Annotated in this window: 14 protein-coding genes, 1 tRNA gene and 1 pseudogene; 9 read left to right on the forward strand and 7 right to left on the reverse strand. The window is 35.9% G+C overall.

Annotated elements, in window-relative coordinates; all coding sequences use genetic code 11:
• Nucleotides 1-455: 455 nt before the first annotated feature.
• Nucleotides 456-2033 carry a lysine--tRNA ligase gene (locus tag IHO40_RS01640; protein WP_225536453.1) on the reverse strand — a complete coding sequence of 526 codons (1578 nt, stop codon included), beginning with the start codon at nt 2031-2033 and terminating at the stop codon, nt 456-458.
• A gap of 65 nt (nt 2034-2098) precedes the next feature.
• On the opposite strand from IHO40_RS01640, the gene IHO40_RS01645 reads away from it, so the two are divergent.
• From IHO40_RS01645 to IHO40_RS01680, 8 genes are all read left to right on the forward strand, one after another.
• A complete protein-coding gene (locus tag IHO40_RS01645) occupies nt 2099-2395 on the forward strand; it encodes a type IV secretion system protein VirB3 (RefSeq protein ID WP_225536454.1) in 297 nt (98 codons plus the stop codon).
• Nucleotides 2396-2404: 9 nt separating this feature from the next.
• On the forward strand, nt 2405-4810 hold the full coding sequence (locus tag IHO40_RS01650; RefSeq protein WP_225536455.1) for a VirB4 family type IV secretion/conjugal transfer ATPase: 2406 nt from the start codon (nt 2405-2407) through the stop codon (nt 4808-4810).
• On the forward strand, nt 4803-7322 hold the full coding sequence (locus IHO40_RS01655) for a TrbL/VirB6 family protein (RefSeq protein ID WP_225536456.1): 2520 nt from the start codon (nt 4803-4805) through the stop codon (nt 7320-7322). The genes IHO40_RS01650 and IHO40_RS01655 overlap by 8 nt, the downstream gene beginning before the upstream one ends.
• 84 nt (nt 7323-7406) lie before the next feature.
• Entirely contained in the window at nt 7407-9839 is a 2433-nt protein-coding gene (locus IHO40_RS01660; RefSeq protein ID WP_225536457.1) for a TrbL/VirB6 family protein, read from the forward strand.
• Nucleotides 9836-12727, forward strand: a complete 2892-nt coding sequence (locus tag IHO40_RS01665) for a TrbL/VirB6 family protein (protein ID WP_225536458.1) — start codon at nt 9836-9838, stop codon at nt 12725-12727. The genes IHO40_RS01660 and IHO40_RS01665 overlap by 4 nt, the downstream gene beginning before the upstream one ends.
• Before the next feature lie 75 nt (nt 12728-12802).
• Nucleotides 12803-16063: a TrbL/VirB6 family protein gene (locus IHO40_RS01670; protein WP_225536459.1), complete on the forward strand. Its 3261-nt coding sequence runs from the start codon at nt 12803-12805 to the stop codon at nt 16061-16063.
• Entirely contained in the window at nt 16050-16679 is a 630-nt protein-coding gene (locus tag IHO40_RS01675; protein WP_225536460.1) for a WD_0853 family protein, read from the forward strand. Before IHO40_RS01670 ends, IHO40_RS01675 begins: the two co-directional genes overlap by 14 nt.
• A 750-nt stretch (nt 16680-17429) precedes the next feature.
• On the forward strand, nt 17430-17777 hold the full coding sequence (locus tag IHO40_RS01680) for a hypothetical protein (RefSeq protein ID WP_225536461.1): 348 nt from the start codon (nt 17430-17432) through the stop codon (nt 17775-17777).
• 3 nt (nt 17778-17780) lie between these two features.
• On the opposite strand, the pseudogene IHO40_RS06015 reads toward IHO40_RS01680, so the two are convergent.
• Both IHO40_RS06015 and IHO40_RS01690 read right to left on the reverse strand, forming a co-directional pair.
• Nucleotides 17781-18565, reverse strand: a pseudogene (locus IHO40_RS06015) (penicillin-binding transpeptidase domain-containing protein).
• Nucleotides 18541-18792, reverse strand: a complete 252-nt coding sequence (locus IHO40_RS01690) for a hypothetical protein (protein WP_225536462.1) — start codon at nt 18790-18792, stop codon at nt 18541-18543. Before IHO40_RS01690 ends, IHO40_RS06015 begins: the two are co-directional and overlap by 25 nt.
• 566 nt (nt 18793-19358) lie before the next feature.
• Here IHO40_RS01690 and ispH point away from each other — a divergent pair.
• Complete coding sequence (gene ispH, locus IHO40_RS01695; protein ID WP_368666751.1) at nt 19359-20282, forward strand: 4-hydroxy-3-methylbut-2-enyl diphosphate reductase; 924 nt, start codon at nt 19359-19361, stop codon at nt 20280-20282.
• 1159 nt (nt 20283-21441) lie between these two features.
• Here the strand turns inward: ispH and IHO40_RS01705 are convergent.
• The 4 genes from IHO40_RS01705 to IHO40_RS01720 form a co-directional block, all read right to left on the reverse strand.
• Nucleotides 21442-21606, reverse strand: a complete 165-nt coding sequence (locus IHO40_RS01705; RefSeq protein WP_225536463.1) for a hypothetical protein — start codon at nt 21604-21606, stop codon at nt 21442-21444.
• Between the two features lie 372 nt (nt 21607-21978).
• On the reverse strand, nt 21979-22161 hold the full coding sequence (locus IHO40_RS01710) for a hypothetical protein (protein ID WP_225536464.1): 183 nt from the start codon (nt 22159-22161) through the stop codon (nt 21979-21981).
• 397 nt (nt 22162-22558) lie between these two features.
• On the reverse strand, nt 22559-23455 hold the full coding sequence (locus IHO40_RS01715) for a cation diffusion facilitator family transporter (RefSeq protein ID WP_225536465.1): 897 nt from the start codon (nt 23453-23455) through the stop codon (nt 22559-22561).
• 24 nt (nt 23456-23479) lie between these two features.
• Nucleotides 23480-23552, reverse strand: a tRNA-Val gene (locus IHO40_RS01720).
• Nucleotides 23553-23723 lie beyond the last annotated feature (171 nt).

A 23723-nucleotide genomic window follows, 5' to 3' on the forward strand; every position in this document is an offset into this window, starting at 1 on the left:
TTTTTTCCTTTCTATAATTAATATTCGTACAGCTGTGCATCACGCGCTGGAATGACAACATTTGTTGCAAAAACAAATGCTCATTCATAAATTGCACTAGCTATAAATATTTAATAAATTTACCAGATAAAAAAAAGATAAAGAAACCCCGAGTGGCAAGCTTTGACTCTATAACACTTTAAAATTGGCGTTATAATAATTTGCTGACGCTTAGTTTAAGCGCGATTTGGCTAAATGTAGAAAAAGTGAGAAAGACATGCAGCCGCTATAATTTAATACAATCCATCGAAAAATACCCTGAGTTTTTTACTGAATTTTGTCATTGAGCCTGGAGATCAAAAACAAGTTTTGAATCAGAAATACTCTTGCTATTATAATAGCAGAACTGACAAAACTTGTCAAGTAGCTTTTGTACCTAATTTAAAACTAGAGAGCTCAAATGGAAGGAATAGATTCTAAAGTGTACGTTCAATAGCACTTTCTATAAGAGAGATAGTACTATCTATTCCATAAAGCTTTATAAAAGATCCCATTCTCGGCCCGGTTTTTTGGCCAAGTAGTGTCTCATACAGCAGCTGGAACCAATCGCGTAAATTGCTGTAATTGCTCCTTTTTCCGATGGAAAAGATCTGGGATTGAATCTCCTCAGCAGTGGCTGTAATAGGCAGGGAATGCAAGGTATTCTTCAAATCTAGTAATGCTTCTTTCTCTTTTCCATTTGGAGCCTTATATGCTTTCGTTGGCTTGATAAAGTTGTGATAATATCTAACTGCGAAACCTGAAAGCCTATCGAGCATTTTGTTGTTTTCTGGTGTAACGTCCGGTGCATAAGTGGATATAAAACCCCAAAGAATCTCTTTATTTTCAGCGTTACAGGCTGCTGCTAGATTTAAAAGCAATGAGAAATTTATGCCTGAAGTTTCTATATTTGGAACTCTACCTTGGTGAATGTGCCATACAGGACTATTTACATCCTTTTCTTTACTCTCATTGTAACGCTTAACAAACTCCAAATATTCATCAGTTGGCTTTGGTATAACATCGAAATATAAACGCTTAGCCCTTTTTGGACTCTGAAAAATGTATAACGCCAAGCTCTCTGTCGGTGCGTAAGTAAGCCATTCTTCAATTGAAATACCATTTCCTTTTGATTTCGATATCTTCTTTCCTTCTTTATCAAGGAAAAGCTCGTAGCAAAATAGAAGTGGCGGCTTTTCTCCAAGTATCTTGCATATTTGACCTGAAAGCTCAGCAGATGGAGTCAAATCTTTTCCATGAGCTTCGTAATTAACTCCAAATGCGGCCCATCTCATTCCCCAATCTGGTTTCCATTGCAATTTGCATCTTCCTTTTGTCACCGGAACTTCTATTTTTTCTCCATTTGCATCTTCGTATGTGATTGTTCCTTTATCTGTATTCCTTTCAATTACTGGAACTTGTAGAACTTGGGAAGTTTTTGGGCATACTGGCAAGAATGGACTATAGGTCTGTCGTCTTTCTTCTCGAAACGATGGAAGCATTACATCCATCACTTTATCGTAATTTTTTAGCAAAAGTAAGAGCTTTTCATCGTAAACACCAGATTTATAACACTCTGTAGCACTTCTAAACTCGTATTCAAACTTAAATAAATCAAGGAACTTACACAGCAATGAATTCATGTGATGACCATAACTCTCATGAGTGCCAAATGGGTCAGGTACTATGGTTAGTGGCTTGTTCAAATACTCTTTTAGCATTTCCTGATTTGGCACATTGTCTGGTATTTTTCGCAAACCATCCATATCATCGGATACTGCAATGATTTTAATTTTTATACTAGGAGCTATTTTCTTTAGTGCATTTGCAACAACTGTAGTACGAAAAACTTCTCCAAAAGTACCAATATGAGGCAAACCTGAAGGCCCATAGCCAGTCTCAAATATTATCTCTTTTTTGTCAGGAAACTCTTGTAATATTTTTTCTGCTTCTTGAAACGGCCAACTCATCATCATTAGGGCTAAATTACTTATCTTACCTAAAGTACTGCTCATTTCAATGGATTTTTAATTAATGATGTAGTATTAGTTTTAGAGCTATTAATTAGAAGGTTAAGGATATGTCTACAGGTAATATACAAACAGATCAATTATTTAAAGGTCTTACAAGACCTGCAATGCTTTTTGGTGTGAGCTATATGTTTGCAATATTGAACGTTCTAACTTGCATGCTAATTTTCATTAATTCAAATGATCTTAGAATAATTCTCTTGATGCTACCAGGAATACATGCTCTTGGTTATATAGCTTCTGCAAAAGAACCATTGTTTATTGAATTACTTATGGTAAAATTAGGAAAATGCTCCAAGTGTTTAAATCGTTTTTATCACGGAGCCAATTCTTATGATGTTGCTTGAAATTATGCGATGCTAAGATTTAGAGCTATTCAATCAAAGAATAAATCTATTCTGGGCAGGGAGGTTCACGCTGCAGAGTTTATACCGTACTCTTGTTACTGGAACAGCACAACCTTAATAACAAAGCAAAATTGGTTAGTGAAGTTTATCAAATTAAATGGCTTCGCATTTGAAACAGCCGATGATGAAGATTTGGTAATACAAAACAAGATCAGGAATCAGATGCTAAGAAGCATTTCATCCCCGGCATTTAGTTTATATTTTCACACCATTAGGCGTAGAAAAAACATTTTTTCTGATGAGTTTGCAAGTCAAAATTTGCCAAACTTTTTTGCTAACCACGTAAATCTAAAATGGAGAGAAAAACATGCAACAAGGCAGTCGTTTATTAATGACTTATACATTACAATTATTCGTAGAGCAGATACAAAAGGAGTAGAATTTTTATCACATCTACTAAAAAAATTCGGACATGTAACCTCAAAACATGCTTGGGAAAGCGATATGCGCGCTACTTATGAAGATTTAGAGGAAACAACAAACCGTGTGGTAACGAGCCTCAGGAATTACTCACCTAAAATCCTTGAAGTAAAAGAAACCCCAAACGGCCTATTCTGTGAAATAATGGAATTTCTATCTAGGATTGTAAATTGTGGTTTTGTTACAAACACACTCCTTCCGCTAAAAACTGAAATATCAAGATACTTACCGGTACATAGGTTATTTTTTGGCCGTAAGATGATACAGGTTGTGACTCATAACGAAAGTAAATACGCTGGAATAGTTAGTATCAAAGAGTATGGGAATAATACTTCTGCAGGTATGCTTGATTCTTTTTTACAACTTCCCTATGAATTTATCATCACACAGTCTTTCCAATTTACAAATAGGCAAATGGCAATTGCAAAAATGCAGATACAGCAAAATCGGATGATACAATCTGCAGATAAAGCTATTTCTCAAATAGCAGAAATCTCTCATGCACTTGATGATGCAATGAGTGGTAAGATTGCGTTTGGCGAACATCACTTAACTATCCTATGCATAGAGAAAAACCCTAAATCATTGGATAATGCTTTGTCGTTGGTGGAATCAGAGCTTTCTAATTGCGGTGTTTATCCTATCCGTGAGAGAGTTAATCTTGAGCCAGCATTGTGGGCACAAATTCCTGGTAATTTCGATTATATAGTAAGAAAAGGTACAATAAGTAGTCTTAATTTGGCTGGTTTTGCATCTCAACATAATTATCCTACTGGTAAAAAATTTAATAACCACTGGGGAGATGCTGTTACAGTTTTTGACACGACATCTGGCACTCCATTTTTCTTCAATTTTCATGTAAGGGATGTTGGACACACTATGATAATTGGGCCAACTGGTGCTGGTAAGACTGTTTTAATGAATTTCTTATGTGCTCAAGCAATGAAATTCTCTCCAAGAATATTCTTTTTTGATAAAGATCGTGGTGCAGAGATTTTTTTGAGAGCACTTGGTGGTGTCTACACTGTAATAGAACCTAGAACTAAAACAAATTTTAATCCCCTACAACTTGATGATACTCCTGATAATAGAACATTTTTAATGGAGTGGATAAAATCCTTAATCTCGGTATACAACGATAAACTCACTTCAGAGGATATCGCGCGAATTAATGATGCAATTGAAGGAAATTTTAAATTGAGGAAAGAAGACAGATTTTTAAGAAATCTCGTGCCATTCTTGGGGCTTGCAGGACCTGATACTCTAGCTGGAGCAATATCTATGTGGCATGGTGATGGTTCTCATGCTGCAGTATTTGATAATAAAGAAGACTTGTTAGATTTTTCGAAAGCAAGGGTATTTGGCTTTGAAATGGCTAACTTGCTCAAAGATCCCTTTACTCTTGGACCGGTCTTGATTTATTTGTTTCATAGGATTAGTATATCTCTTGATGGCACTCCATCTATTATTGTTCTTGATGAGGCATGGGCGTTAATAGATAATCCAGTTTTTGCACCTAAGATAAAAGACTGGTTGAAAGTGCTGAGGAAATTAAATGCTTTTGTGATTTTCGCTACTCAGAGTGTTGAAGATGCAAGTAAAAGTGCTATTAGTGATACGCTTGTACAGCAAACAGCAACACAGATTTTTTTGCCAAATCTGAAAGCTACTAGTATCTATCGGGATGTTTTTATGTTAACTGAACGTGAGTATATACTAATTAAACACACAGATCCAAGCACTAGATTCTTTTTAGTAAAGCAAGGAATCAATGCTGTTGTGGCTAGAATAGACTTAAAAGGCTTAGATGATATAGTTAACGTGTTGTCCGGACGTGCAGAAAGTGTTCTATTGTTACATGATATACTAAAAGAGGTCGGAGACGACCCAAAGGTATGGTTGCCTATATTCTATCAAAAGGTAAAAAATGTTTAGGACTAAGCTGTCATTGCTATTGATTGGGGTATTTTTACTAAACGTGGACTTTTTACTCTCATATCCAGCGTTTGCAGATGAGGCAAGTGGTACTGAAAAGACGGAATTCGTTAGTAGGTTTAATTCTGCTGGCAGTTTCAGTCGCGCCTCCAATCCCGATTGTGGAGCATTTAAGACGGCTGCAGCACTTGCAGGAATAGCAATTGCCGTTGGCGCAATATTTACTGGCATTGTTTTGATTGTCTCTTCTGCTGGTTTGTTCACCTTTCTTGTCGTCGTCGGAATGATAGCTGCAGTTGTTGGGGTTTGGAAAGCTATAGGAGGGCTTGTTGTTTGCCAACATAGTTTTGTTAGGCATCCAGTTGCACGCGACCATGATGGGAAATATAAAAACTTCAAACTGGAAGACACAAGTTATAGCAATTACACGGATAAAAATTATCAAACTGAGGATGAATATTTTTCTGCACTACAAGAAAAATCAAAAAAAGATGGAAAACAGACAGAAAAAGAGATTTTAAACCTTACTGACTGGTATGTTGTTAATGTTGACAGAGGACACTATTACTGGCCAAAAAATGGTGTGCAATATAGTGAGTATATAGAAATATGTCATCGAAATCCTTTAACATTCGGCAATCTTTTTAAGATGAATGACTTTGATTCCAGGGGAAAACCCGGATACATAGATTTTGATGTTAGGGAAAAAGACACTGGATATGTAGATGGAGCATGGTCTCCAAAGGTTGATGGTGACCTAGAGTGCAAAGTTCTTAAAGCAGGACAAACCGAAACCATACACGGTTCAACATTCAAGGCAGTAAGAAAAATGGGCAGGTTGTGTGTGGGATTAGAAAGTGTTGGTACACTTGGTATTAAGATGGCTCCTTGGCCACAAGGGGTTGATATGGGATGTACAGAATTACCACCTGACCCACTTGCTCCTATGTGTGACAAGTCTAAGATGAAATTCAAAACCAAGGATGGTACAGAATATAAGGTTGATCTTAACGGTTCTGGAAATAAGGACAAAGATTACAAAACTTTGATAAAGGAAAGGGAAGGAAAGGGAGCGATTTTTGTAGGTTATGATAATGCTGGCTGTTTCAGCCAGTACGTTTCTGAAGCTTGCTACAATCAAGCGGGGAGTAAATCACTAGCTCCTGTTCCCATAACTTCTATGGTAGTGCAATGCATTAAGGAATCTTTAGATAATTTAGTGGCTGGTCATGATTCAAGTGGTAAGCCACTTATGGATGAAGGTGGGCATGAGAAGGGAAGTTTATTATCTGTAGCACAAAAAAAGCTAAAAAATACCGTAACTGCTGTTTTAGTTCTAGCCTTAATATTATTTTCTATAAAAGCCATGTCTGGTGGAGTTCGCAGTCCTCAAGAAATGTACATATTGATCATTAAGTTTGCTTTAGTGATTTACTTCACAACAGGCGATACTATGTCTCATTATTATGGAGAATTGACAAAACTTTCAAATGGTTTGTCAGAAATAGTGCTCAAAGCCTCGTCTGAAAGTAAAGGTATATGTGATTACAGCGCAGGTACAAGTTATGAATACACTCTTCATACAGGAAAGAAGGTATCTTACAGTTATCTTGCACCTTGGGACAGGCTTGATTGTAGAATTTCATTTTATTTAGGTGCACCTTTAGATGGAATTGGTAGCAAAATTGGTACTGAAAGCGTTGGAGTACTGTCCGTTTTACTCGGTGCTGCTCCTGTCTTGTTGGTAGCAGGCTCAATAATCGGTACCATTTTCGCTGGCGGACAGATTTTAGTAGCTCTTGTCTGTATATTCATTGCTGTTATGATGATAATGGTTATTTTGTGGATGTGCTATGCATTTATCTTGTCTCTAGTTGCTCTCAGTGTAATTATCATCTTATCACCTCTGTTTATTCCTATGGTTTTATTCCAACACACTAAAGGATATTTTGATGGTTGGCTCAAAGAATTGATCACCTATAGTCTATATCCTGTTATGCTTTTCGCGTTTTTATCTTTTATGTTCATAGCGTGTGATAAAATCTATTTTAAAAATTTGAACTTTGAGCCGGACCAGGAATATGAGGAGAAAATAAAGGCCTCGGATAGTAGTAAAAAACAGTGGTTCAAACTGAAAGGCGGTGAGTGTGATAAAAATAAAACTACTCTTGCATGTATGATGCAGAATTACAGCTTTAAGAAAAGCAGCGTACTTGGTCTATTTGACTTTACATACATGGAATTTAGCAGTTCTCTCATTGGGGAATTATTAAAATTAGCTCTAATATTATTCCTATTTTATCACTTCTTTCATATTCTGCCAGGAATGGCTGCAGAACTTTCTGGTAATTACAGGGCAGCACTCGGCTCTGGTGATACACCTGCAAAAATGATGTCAAAGGCCTTTTCTGCAGGTAAAGCTATTGCTGGGGCCATTGGTAAAGCTAAATCTGGAGATGCTGCTGGAGCGGCTAAGGAGACTAAGAAGGCTAGAGATACTGTGAGTGGGTAATGAGTCTGTTAAAAAATGAGAGAGTCCTTAGTCTAAAAAGTGAGTAACAGATGCTTAAATTTGAGTAACCAAAACTTGGTAAGTATGCATAAGTTTTTGTTGATAGTGACACTCTTTACATTGTCCGGTTGTGAGTATCACTGTATTAAACCAGAAAGCTTATCAAACTTGCGCGAAAAACTAGATGTAGTGTCAACAGAGCAGAAGTGGGTTGATTCTGGCGTCCGTATCTCAGATAGTGTGAAAGTAACAGAAATTAATATAGTGCCTAGCAGGGTTAATTTTTGTCCTAAGCAGTATGAAGACTTTGCAGTTCAACCTGGGAAAGGCCCCATTATTGTTACATTTCCATTCGCGCTTAAAGGAGGTGATTCGATAAGCTTTAGTGTTATTGGGAGTAAAGTGTGTAAAAATAAAGAAGATAGTACAAAAATCAGGTATGTAAAAACTGATAAAAAATGCAATGAGGAAGAAACAGAGCATTTCACGCACGTTTTAAATAAAAATGAATGTCAGGTAATATGGCAAAATGGAGAATACAAGTATACCATATGTCCTAACAAACTAATGATAGGCAGCGCAGAGTGGCTACCCGGACAAGAGTATTGGAGTTCGGATTTTTTGAAACTAGACCAAGAAGAAAGAGGAAAGGAGATTGAGGAGATTAAGAATATTGTTAACTCTATAAAGCAGGGAGAAAATATAGACTGCAGCAAGCTTTCAAGCGATCAGAAAAGCAAAATGGATACGTACATTCTGAATCTTGCGTGTCAAAAAACATGTTACCATCTTGGTCAAAATTGTGTTGAAATTGAATCCAATACTATAGATGATGATGGCAATCTGGCTATGGACCTTGGTAAGGCTTTAGTTGCTGCTGAAGATAAAGCAAGCGAAATTACTAAAGCCACTAAAAAGATCATAGAAAAAAAAGGGATAAAGACTTATATCCCATCGTTAGCAGTGTCAATGCAGGGAGAAGAACTTGAACATGAGCGAGAGAATATACGGACTAATTATGATAATAAAGTAAAAGGTGACCATGATAAAGGTAAGGAATTGAAATTTGAATTTAGGAATGGTGGCAATGGTGGCTACAACATAAGAGTAACAAGAGTTCCTAATCCAGAAAATAGCTTGTACATACGCGTTTCTGATAAGTTTCCTAACTATCAACCTGGTGAAAATCAGGAAGATGTACCTGTGAACATAAACAGAGTTCATGACATTGAGTACATGGAAGTTTTAAAAGACAAGCTAAAAAACAAAAGCGGCACCATATATTATGGGATAAGAGACCATGGCTGCGGTTATAAGGAAAACGAAGGTAAGTTTAGCATTAGCCTAACAACCAAAGCATCACCTACAAGAACTTTTAGTGTGATATATAATTTTTTTGATGAAAAAATAAAAACTGCGTTTTTCGGCTCTAGCTACAAAGATCCAGATATGACTCACTCTTCTAGTCCTGTAAAGTCTCTTTATCAAAGTTTTGTAGCGTCAAATAGAACGAAGACAATTCGATCCACGATAATATCGCTGTTAGTATTGTATATAGTATTGTATACTCTTTATTACTTTTTTGGATTAACTCATGTTTCTATATATGAGTTTTTAACTATATGTGTAAAGGTAGGAGTTATTACCCAACTGTTGCGAAATAATAGCTGGGATTTTTTTTATAACAATGCTTTTTCTATCTTTATCAACACTCCAAAACAGCTAATAGAAATAGCAAATTTTAGAGGTACAACATCAAACGTTTTTGAATTTCTCGATTTGCCGTTCAACAGGTTTCTGTCAGTACATTCAGTGTTATTAACAGTATCTCTTATATTCTCTGGTCCTTTGGGCATTGTATCTTTTTGCTTAGTGATTTGGGGCTCAATAATAGTGGCATTATCTATTTTTAATGCCTTATTTTCTTTTATTACGTCCATAGCAATAGTTGCGTTATTGCTTTCTTTAACACCTATCTTTATTATTTGCCTTCTGTTCACATACACTAGACAGATGTTTCACAATTGGATCAAAAACTTAGCAAGATTTGCGATTCATCCAGTAGTGCTTTTAATTTTTATGTCGCTGATAAGTCAGGCTATGGATTACATCATATATTCAGTATTTAATTCTGAAGTCTGCTCTACATGTATACTCAATATTAACCTAAGGATCTTTAACCCTTGTATTTTTTATGGATATGCTTCCAAATATGCACCTAACATTACTGCTATGATGGCTTTTGTTATCTTGGGTCATGCTATGAAAGCTTTAATCGAAGCTTCTTCGAGAATATCTGACTCGTTGTTTAGTGTTTATGTGCAAGAAGAACCTGGAAAACAATATCAACAGAGCCTAATGGGATTAGTAGGATTAGATGAGCACAGTGTTTACAGGAGAGCAAGAAGCGGAGGAAGTACTTATCAACCGTCAGGCATACCAAGCAAAAAACCTGAAGTACTACAAGGAGCTCAATCACCTAGGATGAGACCAGGAGGACCAGAAAGCGCACCATGATAAATAAGAAATTACTATTATTGGTATTATATCTTGCAATTGCTGGCTGTAACATGGATTGTGTCGAGCCTGGGCTACAAAGCAGAAATACTAGTGTTAATGTGAATGTTCCAGTTCGTAAAGCTGATGAAGGAGTCAAAATTCATTGGGTTGATTCTGGTCAAGTAATTAGTAAGGATGAAAAAATCAAATTTATCCTTAGTGGATCAGTAAATTTTTGCTTCCCTAAAGAAGGCAAGAACCCAAGAAAAGTACTTGTTCCTGCCGTATTTTGTGCTGATGGTTCAGTACCAAATTATAGTAGCGAGTTAGCTGATAATTCCGGTCTTAATGAACAAGAAGTGTGTGGTAGTAGAGGATTTGGTAGCAATAGACGTTATGTAGATACCGGAATTAAAGTGAATCCTGGTGATAAATTAAGCTTTAGCTTGGTTCCCAGGGAGATAACAATTGATTATGACAACCCAGGAGAAAAAATTAGCTTTGATGACAATTGTTATAGAAAGGAAAAAGAAGATGAGAAAGGAGGTGACAAAGACAAAGCTACAATAAAAGAAATGCTTAATGGAGGAACGTTCTTTTGTGGAAGCAATGGTAAAAGGACTGCAGTAGAATTTCCTAAACTCAACAAAGAGGACATAGAAAAAAGAAAAGTTCTAGTTGGTAACGGCTACACTCCATATGATAACAAAGTGCATTTTAATAAAAATTTCATTAAGGAAAATGAGCCATGGATAAATGGCGCACTGTTAGATTTGCGACGAGCAAGAGTAGGATTGAATGAATTATGTGAAGGAAAAAACTGTGGCCCTACCAAAGTGAAAAAGTATGGCTCTTATGAGCTTAATTGTTACTACCAGGCTATATGCTATACCAAAGAAGGCATATTCAATGATGGTTTGCTTAAAAAAGGAAATCGGAACTGTGTCTCCTCTATAAGATACAAAAAATATGATACTAAAAACGGTACATGCGACATGTACTCTCACCTTAAAGAGGTTGAAGATAAGCTTAAGGAGATTGAAGAAAACAAAGGTAGCACTGGTTTTACGTCAACCAGCGAAGAAGACATTGAAAATATCTCCTGGGCTGAAGCTCTTGTTGCAAAAATTGGTAATTTTGACCCTACAAAGAATCGTGGGTCTGACAGGGAAAATGGTGACGCTAGGGGTGCTCAATGTCTTCCAAAAGAAAAGGGTGCCGATGAAAATCGAGAGTATAAGTGTTCAAAAATCAGCAATGATTTTGAAGATTTTTCTTTAAGGTTGAATTATAATTATGAGGTAAACAGAAGTATACCGCCTGGTAGTGATATAATGCTCGCTATTGCAGACCATGGTTTCTATAAAGCTGATAGGGGTGGGTACCATGTTGAAGTAACTAGGTCATGTGAATACATTAATGGCGAAAAACTGTATGTATATTTAGGTAACGAACCACCTGAAGATTTGAGTAGAGTGGGAACTAGTGATTTCAAAGTAGTAGGAATAAGAGAAAAAGTAGACGGAAAAGATAAGTATACCATATTAGATGTAATAAGCGGAGAACATTTTCAGGATGGAGAATCTAAGAAGATATATTTCGTTATCGATGTAAGTAACGTAGGAAAAGAAGATATTACAGATGAAAAAGGCAAATATTATGAAAATAATGAGTATAATATAACCTTGTTTGTCAAAAGAAAAATTAACGATTTCATCTCATTAAATGTAAACAAAGTATTTGACTTTATAAAAAAAGAAGTAATCGGAGATGGCATCAAAGATTTATACAAAGGGTATGTTAAAGGTCTTCTTCAAGGGGTAAGGACTTTACTTACTTTATACATTATATTTACTGTCGTTAACTATATGCTTGGAACAATACAGCTAAGTAAATTTGACTTTACCGTAAGGATGATGAAGATAGCATTCATAGCTTTTGCCTTTAGCGATAAGAGCTGGGAGCTCTTTGGCACAACTTTATCCAAACTTTTTATGGACGGTAGCACCCATTTAGTAGATAGCTTCTCTGGTTATATAGGAGAAGGAGGTAAAAGGTTTGCGTTCTTAGATTTAACAGCAGGAATATTATTCACAGGAGAAACATGGATGAAGTTTTCATCATTGATATTCGCTGGCCCTTTTGGCTTTATTGCTTTTTTAATAATACTCCATGCTAGTTTTATGTTCTTAAAATGCATTATTAGCGCTACATTTAGGTACGTGATATCTACTATCTTAGTAGCGTTTTTGCTGTCATTAACACCTTTATTTATCGTGTTTATCTTATTTCAACAGACTAAGTCCCTGTTTTACAACTGGATAAAGACACTTGCTCATATCACAGTACAGCCTATGGTTCTATTTTCATCTCTATCAATTTTGAATCAATTGATGTATTCAGTTTTGTATAATCTCACAAATTTCTCTGCATGCTATCAATGTTTAATTAGTATAAATTTCTTATCCTACGATCTCTGCCTTATGAAATCCATACTGCCTCTTGGATATAGTCCTAGCACTAGTGTTGATGTTGCATTAAGTGATGGAACGAAAACTGGCGGGCACTTTGCAGCATTACCTATAGACCTAATTCAGGCAATTATATACTTCATTACTGCCAAAGCAATGGAAGTTTTTGTTTCTGCATCAGAAACTATGGCACAAACAATATTTAGTGCTGGTTTTGGGATTGCTGGCAGTGTTGGTCACATTGCTAGCAGTGCATCACAAGCTATGCTTTCAACTGTTGGGCTTGATAATGACACTCAGAGCATGATAAAGGGCATCAAACAGAAAATGGGTAAAGATCGAGCTCAAATTGAATATAAGTTGCCTGATACGCCAAAGCAACAAGAAGAGAAAGGAGAGTCTGGAGCTAAAGACAAGGAAAGAAGAAGGAAATGAGTGATATCATGGAGTAGCTAATTAAAAAGATATTTTAAGTAAAGTTCTATTTCTATATTTGGAAAAAATTTAGATATGCAGTTACGCTTAGGCAAATTTTGGGTTAGATTACTACTTCTTACAGCTTATGTGCTGATAACAGGTTGTAATAAGAACGACATTCCTTTTCCAAGGTGCATATCCGCTGATTATTTTGGTCCTGAACCTATTACAGTTGGTGCTCATTTTCCAATCGGTCATGATGCGTTTTTTCCAGAAGGTGAAAGTGGAGAACCTATTGATCCTGAGACCGGCGAAATCAATTATGGTTTTCACCCTAATCAAGTGGTAAAGTGGAAGGATACTGGACTCGAAACCAATGGAGATGACTTAATAGTACGAGTTAATGGTGCATGGACATCTTGGAGTAATAATAAGAAAGAATCTAAAGGCGGTTACAGCTTGCAAAGCTTGGAGCAGTTGAAATATGCAACCAAATTCGAAAGCAAACAAGGCGATAATAGCTTGCCTGACTTTCACTTGGTTTGTAGTGATTATAAATCTAGTATGCAAAAATTTTCAAGTAGTTCTAGTACAAGTTGTACTGTAAATTGTAAGCGCATTAATGAGGATGATGGCAAAAGCATAGTATCACGTGGTGCTCCATGCTGGTTTACCAACGGTCATGGTGCTTACCTTCTGTTTAAAAAGCCGGGTGACAACAACCCTAACGAAAGTCTGAAATCTATGCGCAATCCTCAATCTCCCACTGTGCATTTAGGTTATGACTCTATAGCAGAAGATGGAAGCGGGCTTTTTACTTTAAAGAGAGGAGATAGAACTAAATTAAAGGACAGAAATTGTAATATGCTAGAATTAGAAAAGGGATGGAAAATATATGCAAAAATATTAGACAGATATTACTTAGACAATGTAGGTGGCTACTCTTTTGAATTTTTGAGTGGAGTGCAGAAACCAAGTAGTTTTGGATTTTTTGATTACGTTTATCACTACCTAAAGTGTGTATTATTGATCAATAAAAATTGCAAAAAGTATTTTGACAGTAACGACCCTGCAGCAGCACAGGCTATGTTTCAGAATATAGCTGAAAAGAGTGCAAGTTTTCATAATTTCGTTCTTTCCTTGCTCGTTTTATTTATAGTGATTTCATTGCTCCTTTACCTTTTTGGTATGATACGAGAAACTAAGCATGATATCCTTATCAGGATGATGAAAATCACTCTAGTAATAGTGCTTATATCTCCTGGAAGTTTTAAGTTTTTTTACGATCATTTCCTCACTTTGTTTGTTGAAGGAATTGAATATATGATAAATGTAATTACTAGCTTTGCTCCTAATATGAATACAGATGCTAATTGGAACCTTGCCGAAGCCGGTGGAGAAGCCCGTGTTAAATTGTTCAGTTTCATGGAAGATATGTTCAACAAGTTTTTTGCTTACTCTGTTTGGAAAAAGTTTGCAGCGTTTTTGCATTACCAAATATGGGCAAGCCTGCTTATGATACCGGCAATTTTCATAGGGATCGTTTTATATTTCCTGTTATGCATATATGCTTACATAATATTCCTTTCCGGCTTTGTGGGTATAGCTTTTCTTATAGCCATAATGCCACTGTTTCTAATCTCTATCTTATTTTCACCGCTGAAAAGTCTATTTGAAGGTTGGATAAAATTCTGTATTAGTTTTTGCTTACAATCAATTATGATATTTGCCTTGCTGTCATTGTTGGCTGCAGTTATAACGAATACCTTTTATAGGCATCTAGGTTTCACTGTATGCTACAATGAATGGCTTGAGGTAAGATTGTGTGTTCCAAAATGGATGTTTGGCGGTTTTTGTATCATTGATAAACAGTATTTTGGTTGGACTCCAGGACAAATTTTTGTACCTTACACTATCGGAGAGGCTTCCCCATTGAACGTAGATAAAAACGTAGAGGGCATAGAAAAAATAAGCAGAAAAGGTGGCACAATAAAATTCACTGGCGGTGCTGGATATATTCCTCTTCCACCAGATTACCCTAAACATACAGAAGGTGAACATAAAGGTGAATACATAAAAGGTTTTCGTTATATAGATTATCCTTTCTTTAACCCAATTCCTGGTACTAAAGAGAATCCAGCAGACCATTATATAGCAGAAAGCGACATGGTAGTTGACAAGAACTGTAGTGAAAAAGATCTAGTGCGTCTGGCAAACAGTTTATCTCATGCATCAGAGAAAGCCGATATCTTATCGTTGATAGACAGTATAAACAATAAGATAGGTGGCGGTGATATCAACAAGATAGTAGAGCGCCACTGTCAAGATGTAAATAAATGCAACAGTTATGAGGAAATAATAAGTGAAATAAGGTTTTTAGTGCAGAGAGTAGTGGAAACAAAAGGTTGTAGAGTACTGGGGTTTCACAAGTTATATGAGGATCCCAACAGCGAATATTGCCAGAAATGTAAAGATTGTGATAATTGCAAAAACTATCAAGAAAATAGTGACTATCAAAGGGTGCAAGACATACAGAGAGGTTATTTAATCAATGCGGGGGAAATCTTTGTATTATTCTTGCTTTCATTTTTAATGTTCTCCTTACGTGAGTTCGTGCAACAAATGGGTTCAAGTATCGCTGGTGGTGGATTTAGCGTTTATAGTATATCTAGAATGCATGAAGCCTCACCTTTAGTTGGCATAATGGAAGGATTAAAGCGAAAGTGGCAAGATTTTGCTGGTGGGAGATTAGAGTCTTTAGGCAAGTGGGCTACTTATTTACCGAATAGATTATCCGGAGGTACGGCTAATCTACTGGGCAGGATGCCACTAGTCGGGGGTGTGTTGAAATACGCTATTAATGTGCCACGTAAGTTTGTAGGTGCTACTATAGAAGCAACAAAATTTGCAACGTCGCCTGAAAATGACGTCGATAAACTTGAGGAAAAAATTTACAAGGCTTTTGGAGTTGACAAGGAAGATATTACACACAGAAGAATTAGTAGATATTTAGATTATTACAAAAGATATGTTGGATCACATTTGGGTTATACAATAGAAGATGTTATGAAATTTACCTGGGAGCATGGCGTTGATTCTATAGGAAAGCATAGCTATAACCATAACTTACTCTATAGAGCAAAATCACATAGGCGAGAATTCTTGGATAAACTTCGTGACTACACCATAGGGCGCAAGAGAAAACCAGAGAGATATAAAGATGAAGGTGATAGTACTCAACCTAGTGAGCCAAATTCGGAGAAATCAGGTGAGCTTTTGAGAGATCTATCAAAAGGATCAGTAAAAAGAAGTGTACCGGGTGAGGAAGAAGGAGGTAACAATGGAAATCCGTAAAAAAAACTTCAAAGGTCTTGATTATTATAAACTGCACCAGGATAAAGATGGTAGCATAAAGCTAAGTAACTACGATGACATTTTAAATGCGCGTAGAGCAAGAGTAGACTTATTGCTGGATAACACCAAGCAAGATGATATTAATCTTTCAAAGCTCAACAAGGCTCTTAGTAAGAAACTCATGGATGATAGAGAATTGTTGTCTGAATTTGACAAAGAAGATCAAGAAATTGCTCAGGAAGAACTCAAGATGTTTAATATTTTAGACAACCTCAATAATCTTGCAAACATTAAAAGTGAAGATCTACTCGAGGTCAGTTTATTACTATCGGACCTTAGCTTCATAGAAAGAAATGTTGTACTGAATACCGATCAGAATCTTGATCTAGCAGCGTTTAAAGACCTATTTATTGAAAGAAAGGCATCTGGTGAGGAATATAGTGATGAAGAATGTAAAAGCTTTCTTGATAATATAGATAAAATCAATACTATAATTAAGCTAGAGCTAGAAGGTAGGATTGAAGGGCTAAATCATAATGAAAAGAACGACTGTGATGATTTACAAGATGAAATTAGCCGAGCAATAGATACAATCAAAAAAAAAGTAGTCGACTAATTTTGTGTCTACAACCTTCTTCCTAATGCTAAGTCCCAATGGCAAATAGGATAAATTAAGATACCGTTTTACCAGTCAACAATGGTGCCATCTCAGTGCCCCTCCTCCTGTCATCCCAGTACTTGACACTGGGATCCTGGATACTACTTTAGTGATAAATATTTAAGAAACTTACCAGATGAGAAAAAAGGCAAAAGAAACCCTAGTCAATATTTATTTTCAGTATTGGCATTTTTATGCCTTAAACACTGCAATTTAGCTGCTTCTAAACGCAACTAGCCTAAGCTATGACATTTAAGAAATTTACCAAGCGGAAAAAAAAGGGAACAAAACCACAAGTTAGCTAGTTATTCCACTTGGATGATGTCTAAAACGACTTATAAGCGTGTTTCAGCTTTTATGGGTAAAAACTCAAAGCTTTAAAAAGACATGCAGTAAGTACAGCGCACCAAATACAAATTTTCTTGTTACTTTAACCTGCACAGATTGAGAAGTTAAATAAACAGCTTCATTATTATAATAAGGGGGTTGAAAGAATTTATCAAGTAGTTTTTTTGTTTCTATTGGATGACGTTATAGCTTTTTTTCACTGTTGCCCATCCGCTTTTTGTGTAGTGAGAATGGAATTTGTTATAAGCAGACTTTTTACACAATTAATTGTTGAAACTTTATATCTTTAAGTGTATCGTAATTAGTATACTTAAAAAGTATTACAGTTCTTTATAAACAGTAAATATTAAGGTATTTCATATGTCAGATGATTTGTGGGGTTTTCTTATAGATATTCCCAGTGGAGGTTACATAATTGAGAGTTCATACTGCGCAGGTGATGAGTGTAGTAGTTACACAGGAAATATCGATCCAAGCGATACCTGGGAGTTTAACTTGGTTTCTCCGGACGGTAAGGTAGCAAAAAAATTTGAAGCTAGTGTAACGGATCTTTTCGAACCGAGAATTTGCCTTAGTGTAGATAGCAGTGGTAAAAAAATCGATTTTGACATCTCTTCTAAAAATTGTAACATAACAAAAGATGGGCTTCTTTGCATTGATGGAAACAATCAAGATCATAAGCTTAAACTCTTGATAAAGAAATATTAGTTTCTACATCTCGGGTGTAACGTTCAGTATAGGTACTATTTTACTTATAATGCTCTTGGCTACAAGTGCAGCGGTTATTCCTCCGGTATAATACCAGTCATAAGGTTCATCAATAACAATTAGTACTATATACCTTGGGTCAAGTGTAGTCAGCACTTCTACAAAAGGTACTATGTTTGCATCTTTGTTATATTTACCATTTACAACTTTTTCTGCTGATCCAGTTTTACCTCCTATCGTATACGCTTTTATGTTAGCTCTCCTTTCCGTTCCATCTGTTACTGCTGCACGTAACAATTTTCTTATCTCTCTGGAAGTGCTTTCTGCAAACAATCTGCTCCCCTATACCTTTTTTTTGTTCAATATCAAAGTTGCATTGTGAAATATCCCATCGTTGACTAGTGCAGCTACAGTTTGTGCAATACGCATAGGAGTTATAGCTATTCTATAACCGTAAGACGCCGTTATTAAAGTGCTTTCACTCCATTTATCCGGAACTATCGGTATGGATTTTTCTGGCACTTCTATTCTCAAAGGAGAAAATAGCTCCATGGCCTTAAGTACTCTACCCGCTTTTCAACACCTAATTTGGCTACAACTTTTGCAGCACCAATGTTGGACGATTTTACAAACATATCTTGTACAGCAACTTTTGGAATTTTGAACTCATGAAAATCATGAATTTCATATCTCCCGATGGTGATTGGCTTTGATACATCATATAAATCATTAGTTTTTACAACATTCGCATCTAGTGCTGCCTCTATTGTAAAAATTTTATCACCGATCTCATCTCGTACACTCCAAGACTGGCGCGATTAAACTTTTGTATATCTTTTGCCTTACTCTGCAGGTTGGAATTAAAGTCGGGAAGACAGACCATCGAAATGACTTTACTATCTTTCACACTTAAAACAGTTCCTACTCCACTAAGCGCCTGATATCTGCTCACGGCTCTAGTGAGTTCCTGATTTGCTATGCTTTGTACTCGCGCATCTAAGGATAGTTGGGACATATCTACTGGCAGTGTTGTGACTCTGGTTACTTATGTATGCCTCAACTCCGGCAATGCCTTTACCATCTATGTCGGTATAGCTAAGCACATGTGCAAACAAATTATTGTGAGGGTATATACGCTTTACGTCATCATAAAAGTTTACTCCTGGCACGCCAGCGTCTTTTATTGCTAATAACTCTTGCAGAGTTAAATGCCGCTTTATCCAAGCAAATTTCTTTTTCGGAGTAAGTATTTTATATAAATCTTCGCATTCACAAGGTCATCCCAAATAGAGCACAACTATGCTGCTATATTTTCTGGATTCTTTACTCTGGTTGAATCTATATACAGTGATGTTGTTGGTACATTTGTTGCTATCATCACTCCATTTCTATCCAAAATATCAGGCTGTCTATGGCTATATTACTTTTTTTTAAGTCTTCTGAAGCAGCAAGCTAATCAAATGTTAAAGAGAACATACGAAAAATAATTATTATATAAAACATAAACAATGGTACTATAAAACATAGTGAGCGGAGCTTATTTCTCAGTAACGCTTGCATATTTATTTGACTTAAAAGGAAATGGAAGTCATCTTAGCCGATCCACGCGGTTTTTGCGCGGGAGTCAAAAGAGCTGTGGACATATTAACTATCACTTTAGAAAAACACAAAAACAAGCACCAAGTTTATGTGCTGCACGAAATCGTCCACAACAAATATATAGTAGAAGGCTTTAAGAAACAAGGCGTAGTTTTTGTAAACAGTACCGAGGACATTAAAGACAATGGGGGAATATTGATTTTCAGTGCACACGGAGTGTCAAAAAGAATTGAAGAGGAGGCAAAAAGAAAGGGTATTCAAGTGATTGATGCAACATGCCCTCTAGTCAGTAAAGTACATAAAGAAGCAAAAAGGTATGAGGATAGCGGCAAAGAATTAATTCTGATTGGGCATGAAAACCACCCAGAAGTTAAGGGAATTAGAGGAAGAGTAGACAATCCTGTCACTTTAGTGCAAACCGTAGAAGATGTACACAATTTAAAAGTTAAAAATCCAGACAATTTGTCTTACGTTACGCAAACTACGTTAAGTGTCGATGATACCAGCGAAATTATTGCTGCTCTAAAGCTCAGATTTCCAAGCATCACAGGTCCTAATTTAAAAGATATATGCTACGCAACACAAAACAGGCAAAATGCTGTTAAAAAACTAGCTGAAATCGTAGACATAGTGTTAATTGTAGGAAGTAGAAATAGTTCGAATTCAAACCGCTTATTAGATCTATGCATCGCTAGAAGGAAAAGAGCCTACTTGATTGACAATTATAGTTGTGTAAACAAAAGCTGGCTGCAGGGTGTAGAAAAGATTGGAATCACCGCAGGTGCTTCTGCTCCTGATATATTGGTTGATGAGCTAATAGACTACCTGAAAACACATATGAACATAAAAGTTTCAGTTATGCCAAGTGGCATCACTGAAAACGTTCAGTTTAAATACCGAATTTAGTTTAAAATAAAACTAGCCTCTAGCCTTTATTTTGGTATTGTTGGTATCAATTTTCACTATACAGAAAGCGGATGGACAACAGTGAAAAAAAGTTATAACGTCATCCAATAGAAATAAAAAAACTACTTGAAAATTCTTTCAACCCCCTTACCATGATACTGAAGCTACTATTTAACTTCCCAATCTTGCAGATTAAAATGACAAGAAAACTTGTATTTGGCGTACTATTGTTCAATTTTTCGCACTATATGTACTGCATGTCTTTTAAAAACTTCGGGGGTTTTTACCCATACAAGCTAAAACACGCTTATAAGTTGTTTTAGACATCATCCAACACCGGATTTTAAAATAGAGAATAAAATAACTAGCTACCTCGTGGTTTTATTGTCTTGTTTTCCGCTTGGTAAATTTCTTAAATATCATAGCTTAGACTAGTTGCTTTTTAAAGCAGCTAAATTGCATCGTTTAAGGCATAAAAACGCCAATACTGAAAATAAATATCGACTAGGGCTTCTTTTACCTTTTTACTCATTTAGTAATTTCTTAAGCACAAAGGTTATACTAATTTTCGTTACCAAACAAGATACATAATAAATTCGCTAATTGTAGGAAAACTTTTTAATTTGTCCTATTAACATTGATATTACTTGAAACAATTGGAGCTCCTCGAGTTGCAAAAAACATTTTAAAGCCCGAAAGAATGATGTCAAAATTTTTGGTGAATCCAGAAAACATTCTACTACCATGTCAAGTGGCAGATATGGTATTATGTTATTTAACGCAAAAACTCATATTTCAACAGTCAGAGCGAGGAAACACATTCCTCGAGCGAATAACTTTGTTATACTAACATGGAAGCAAAAGGATCTGAATCCTCTTTCCACAGCTTCTTATTTATCATCTCTCACATCGCTTAGCTGAACGAATACAGTTTTTGTAATCTATGCTAGCTCTACTCCCGTTCCTTTTGTAATACTATCAACATTTAAGCTAGATCTTGCTTGCTTTATTCTCATCAGTTAACTTATCAGAGTTAATGTACTTAAGATTTTCTATTGTATCTATTACATTCTGTTCACTATAATTCAAGCTAAATAATCTTCTCATTAAAGGTATCTTAACTTCTTGGATGAGATTAGAAACTATTTGGTTACTGTTGTCATCTAACTTGTCCCAAGCATCGAGGATTTCTTGATGATTCTTCTTTTTTTAGCTCTTTCTTAATAAATTCACATGCCTCATTTTCTGCATGCATTCCAATTCTATCTTCCATGAGATATTCTACCCTAATACCAGGGTGTATCCCTTCTAATAACTTTAGCATTGCACCAATAATGCTGGTAAAGCAGGTTTAAGGAGCAACTGTTCCTTTAGTATAGTTCATGGCATACATTAAAGACCTTACAAATTCTTGCCTTTTTGCTTCAATTGATTCATCATCTCGACTATTACAGGCCTTTAGAACCAAATATAAAATTTGTCTCCCCTGTGAGTCCAGAAACATGAGCTTGTTTACCATCATTGCACCATTCTTTAAGAAAACTAATCAATTCTCTTTTATCATTGTTTTCAAACCCTTTCTTCCCTCTATATACTTGATAAACTCAAAAAAAATTTATCATTATGTATAACACCATTGGGTTCTTGTATCTTCTTACCATATTCACCTTTGAGTGTATTAATACTATTAACGATGCTATTGTTTGCCATGTGAGTGAGGAATCATATGTTCTTTCATAGCATTCATTATATTCTTCATACCAATTAGATTCTCATACAAACTATCGGAAAGTAGCTTTAATGAAGCTTTAAGTAAGGCTATGGGGTTAAGTTTTGCTGGTCTTGTTTCAGGCTGTAATAGGATTATTCCAATTGCCAATGGTATCGGCGCTAACAGCCAAGTTAATATTAAAAGCTTAGAAAAAAATAATAAATTGCTAGTCCCGCAATACATGAAACTAAGATTGACTTGATTATGTTACCTTGACCAAATATTTTCCAATATTCTTTTTTACTTATCTTCTTCCCATCTTTTATTTTTTTATATCCAAGAAATGTTTTGATTTCTGCGTCATATAGAGCAAGATACCAAGCTGACTCTACTATCGAAATAGGAATGGTTTCTATAGTTAATGCATAATAAAAAGATAAATAGAGAGCAGTTCTAACTCTACCGGAGCCACTACGAGGGAATTGTACTTGAGAAAAAAAACTATCATAGTCTACTCCCTCATACTATTAAATTTTTATAATTATATATATAATGGTTTTAAATTTCAATGCTTAAGTATCTTATCATCCGCACACTCACCATATTCAATTTCAACTGTAGAGTGCGCTATTTTAAACTTATCCAGCAATATTTTTTTTATTCCATACAAAATATTAGTGTGTTGCACTCCTCGCTTAATTTTAGCATGCATAGTTATTATGAAATAATTGTCAGACAATGACCATGCATGTATATGGTGCACATCTATCACCTCAGATAGCTTAGATAAAATCTCACTTTTTATTTCTTCAGCAGAGATACCTTCAGGTGTACCTTCAAGAAGTATATGGCAGGAATTCTTGAGAATTTTATAGCCGCTATTTAGAATTATTACGCTAACAAATACTGATAATATTGGATCTGCTACCTGCCATCCAGTAAGCATAATAATTATGGATGCAAGTATAGCAGCTACAGAACCTAAAATGTCTCCTATAACGTGCAGTACAACGCTTTTTATGTTTATGTTGCTTTCGCATTTACTATGTAATACAAAAAAGACTACAATATTAGCAATCAGCCCAAGTGTGGCAATCATTAACATTATTTCCCACTCAACATTGACTGGAAAAATAAACCTCTTTATTGACTCAATTATGATGATTGCTGCAATGAGAAATAGAGCTAAACCATTGACAAATGCTGCAATTATCTGCAACCGATGATACCCGTATGATCTTTGCAAGTCAGATTTCTTAGCTGAAAACCTATGCGCTACCCAACTTAAGACTAAGGCAAAGAGGTCAGTGAGCATATGTCCTGCATCTGATAGCAGGGCAAGCGAATGTGAAATTATTCCACCCACTATCTCCATGAGCATTGTTATCACGACTATTATTATGGAATAGATTAAGCGTTTGGACTCCGCTGCTGAGTGTTTACCATTGTGTACCACTGCCATATAAAATTTTTTAGTGAACAAAAATGGGTAACACTGGACTCGAACCAGCGACCGCTTGCACGTCAAGCAAGTGCTCTACCAACTGAGCTAATTACCCATTGTCGCTTTAGTATAGTGCTTCAACAGGATGGAAGTCAATTTGCTTTTAGACTATTGATTTTTCGCATAACAAACCAGCTTTTAGCAGCGTGCTGGGCATATCATTCAGAAAAGAAAAAACTACTTAACAAGTTCTGCCGACACCCTTACCATAGTAATAGGGTATTTC

This window comes from Wolbachia endosymbiont of Mansonella ozzardi (assembly GCF_020278625.1).
Lineage (GTDB): Bacteria > Pseudomonadota > Alphaproteobacteria > Rickettsiales > Anaplasmataceae > Wolbachia.

Bases quoted from the DNA above. Each gene is read 5' to 3' on its own strand.
- IHO40_RS01640 (WP_225536453.1), bottom strand. From the start codon at position 2,033: ATGAGCAGTACTTTAGGTAAGATAAGTAATTTAGCCCTAATGATGATG.
- IHO40_RS01645 (WP_225536454.1), top strand. From the start codon at position 2,099: ATGTCTACAGGTAATATACAAACAGATCAATTATTTAAAGGTCTTACA.
- IHO40_RS01650 (WP_225536455.1), top strand. From the start codon at position 2,405: ATGCTAAGATTTAGAGCTATTCAATCAAAGAATAAATCTATTCTGGGC.
- IHO40_RS01655 (WP_225536456.1), top strand. From the start codon at position 4,803: ATGTTTAGGACTAAGCTGTCATTGCTATTGATTGGGGTATTTTTACTA.
- IHO40_RS01660 (WP_225536457.1), top strand. From the start codon at position 7,407: ATGCATAAGTTTTTGTTGATAGTGACACTCTTTACATTGTCCGGTTGT.
- IHO40_RS01665 (WP_225536458.1), top strand. From the start codon at position 9,836: ATGATAAATAAGAAATTACTATTATTGGTATTATATCTTGCAATTGCT.
- IHO40_RS01670 (WP_225536459.1), top strand. From the start codon at position 12,803: ATGCAGTTACGCTTAGGCAAATTTTGGGTTAGATTACTACTTCTTACA.
- IHO40_RS01675 (WP_225536460.1), top strand. From the start codon at position 16,050: ATGGAAATCCGTAAAAAAAACTTCAAAGGTCTTGATTATTATAAACTG.
- IHO40_RS01680 (WP_225536461.1), top strand. From the start codon at position 17,430: ATGTCAGATGATTTGTGGGGTTTTCTTATAGATATTCCCAGTGGAGGT.
- IHO40_RS01690 (WP_225536462.1), bottom strand. From the start codon at position 18,792: ATGTCCCAACTATCCTTAGATGCGCGAGTACAAAGCATAGCAAATCAG.
- ispH (WP_368666751.1), top strand. From the start codon at position 19,359: ATGGAAGTCATCTTAGCCGATCCACGCGGTTTTTGCGCGGGAGTCAAA.
- IHO40_RS01705 (WP_225536463.1), bottom strand. From the start codon at position 21,606: ATGCTAAAGTTATTAGAAGGGATACACCCTGGTATTAGGGTAGAATAT.
- IHO40_RS01715 (WP_225536465.1), bottom strand. From the start codon at position 23,455: ATGGCAGTGGTACACAATGGTAAACACTCAGCAGCGGAGTCCAAACGC.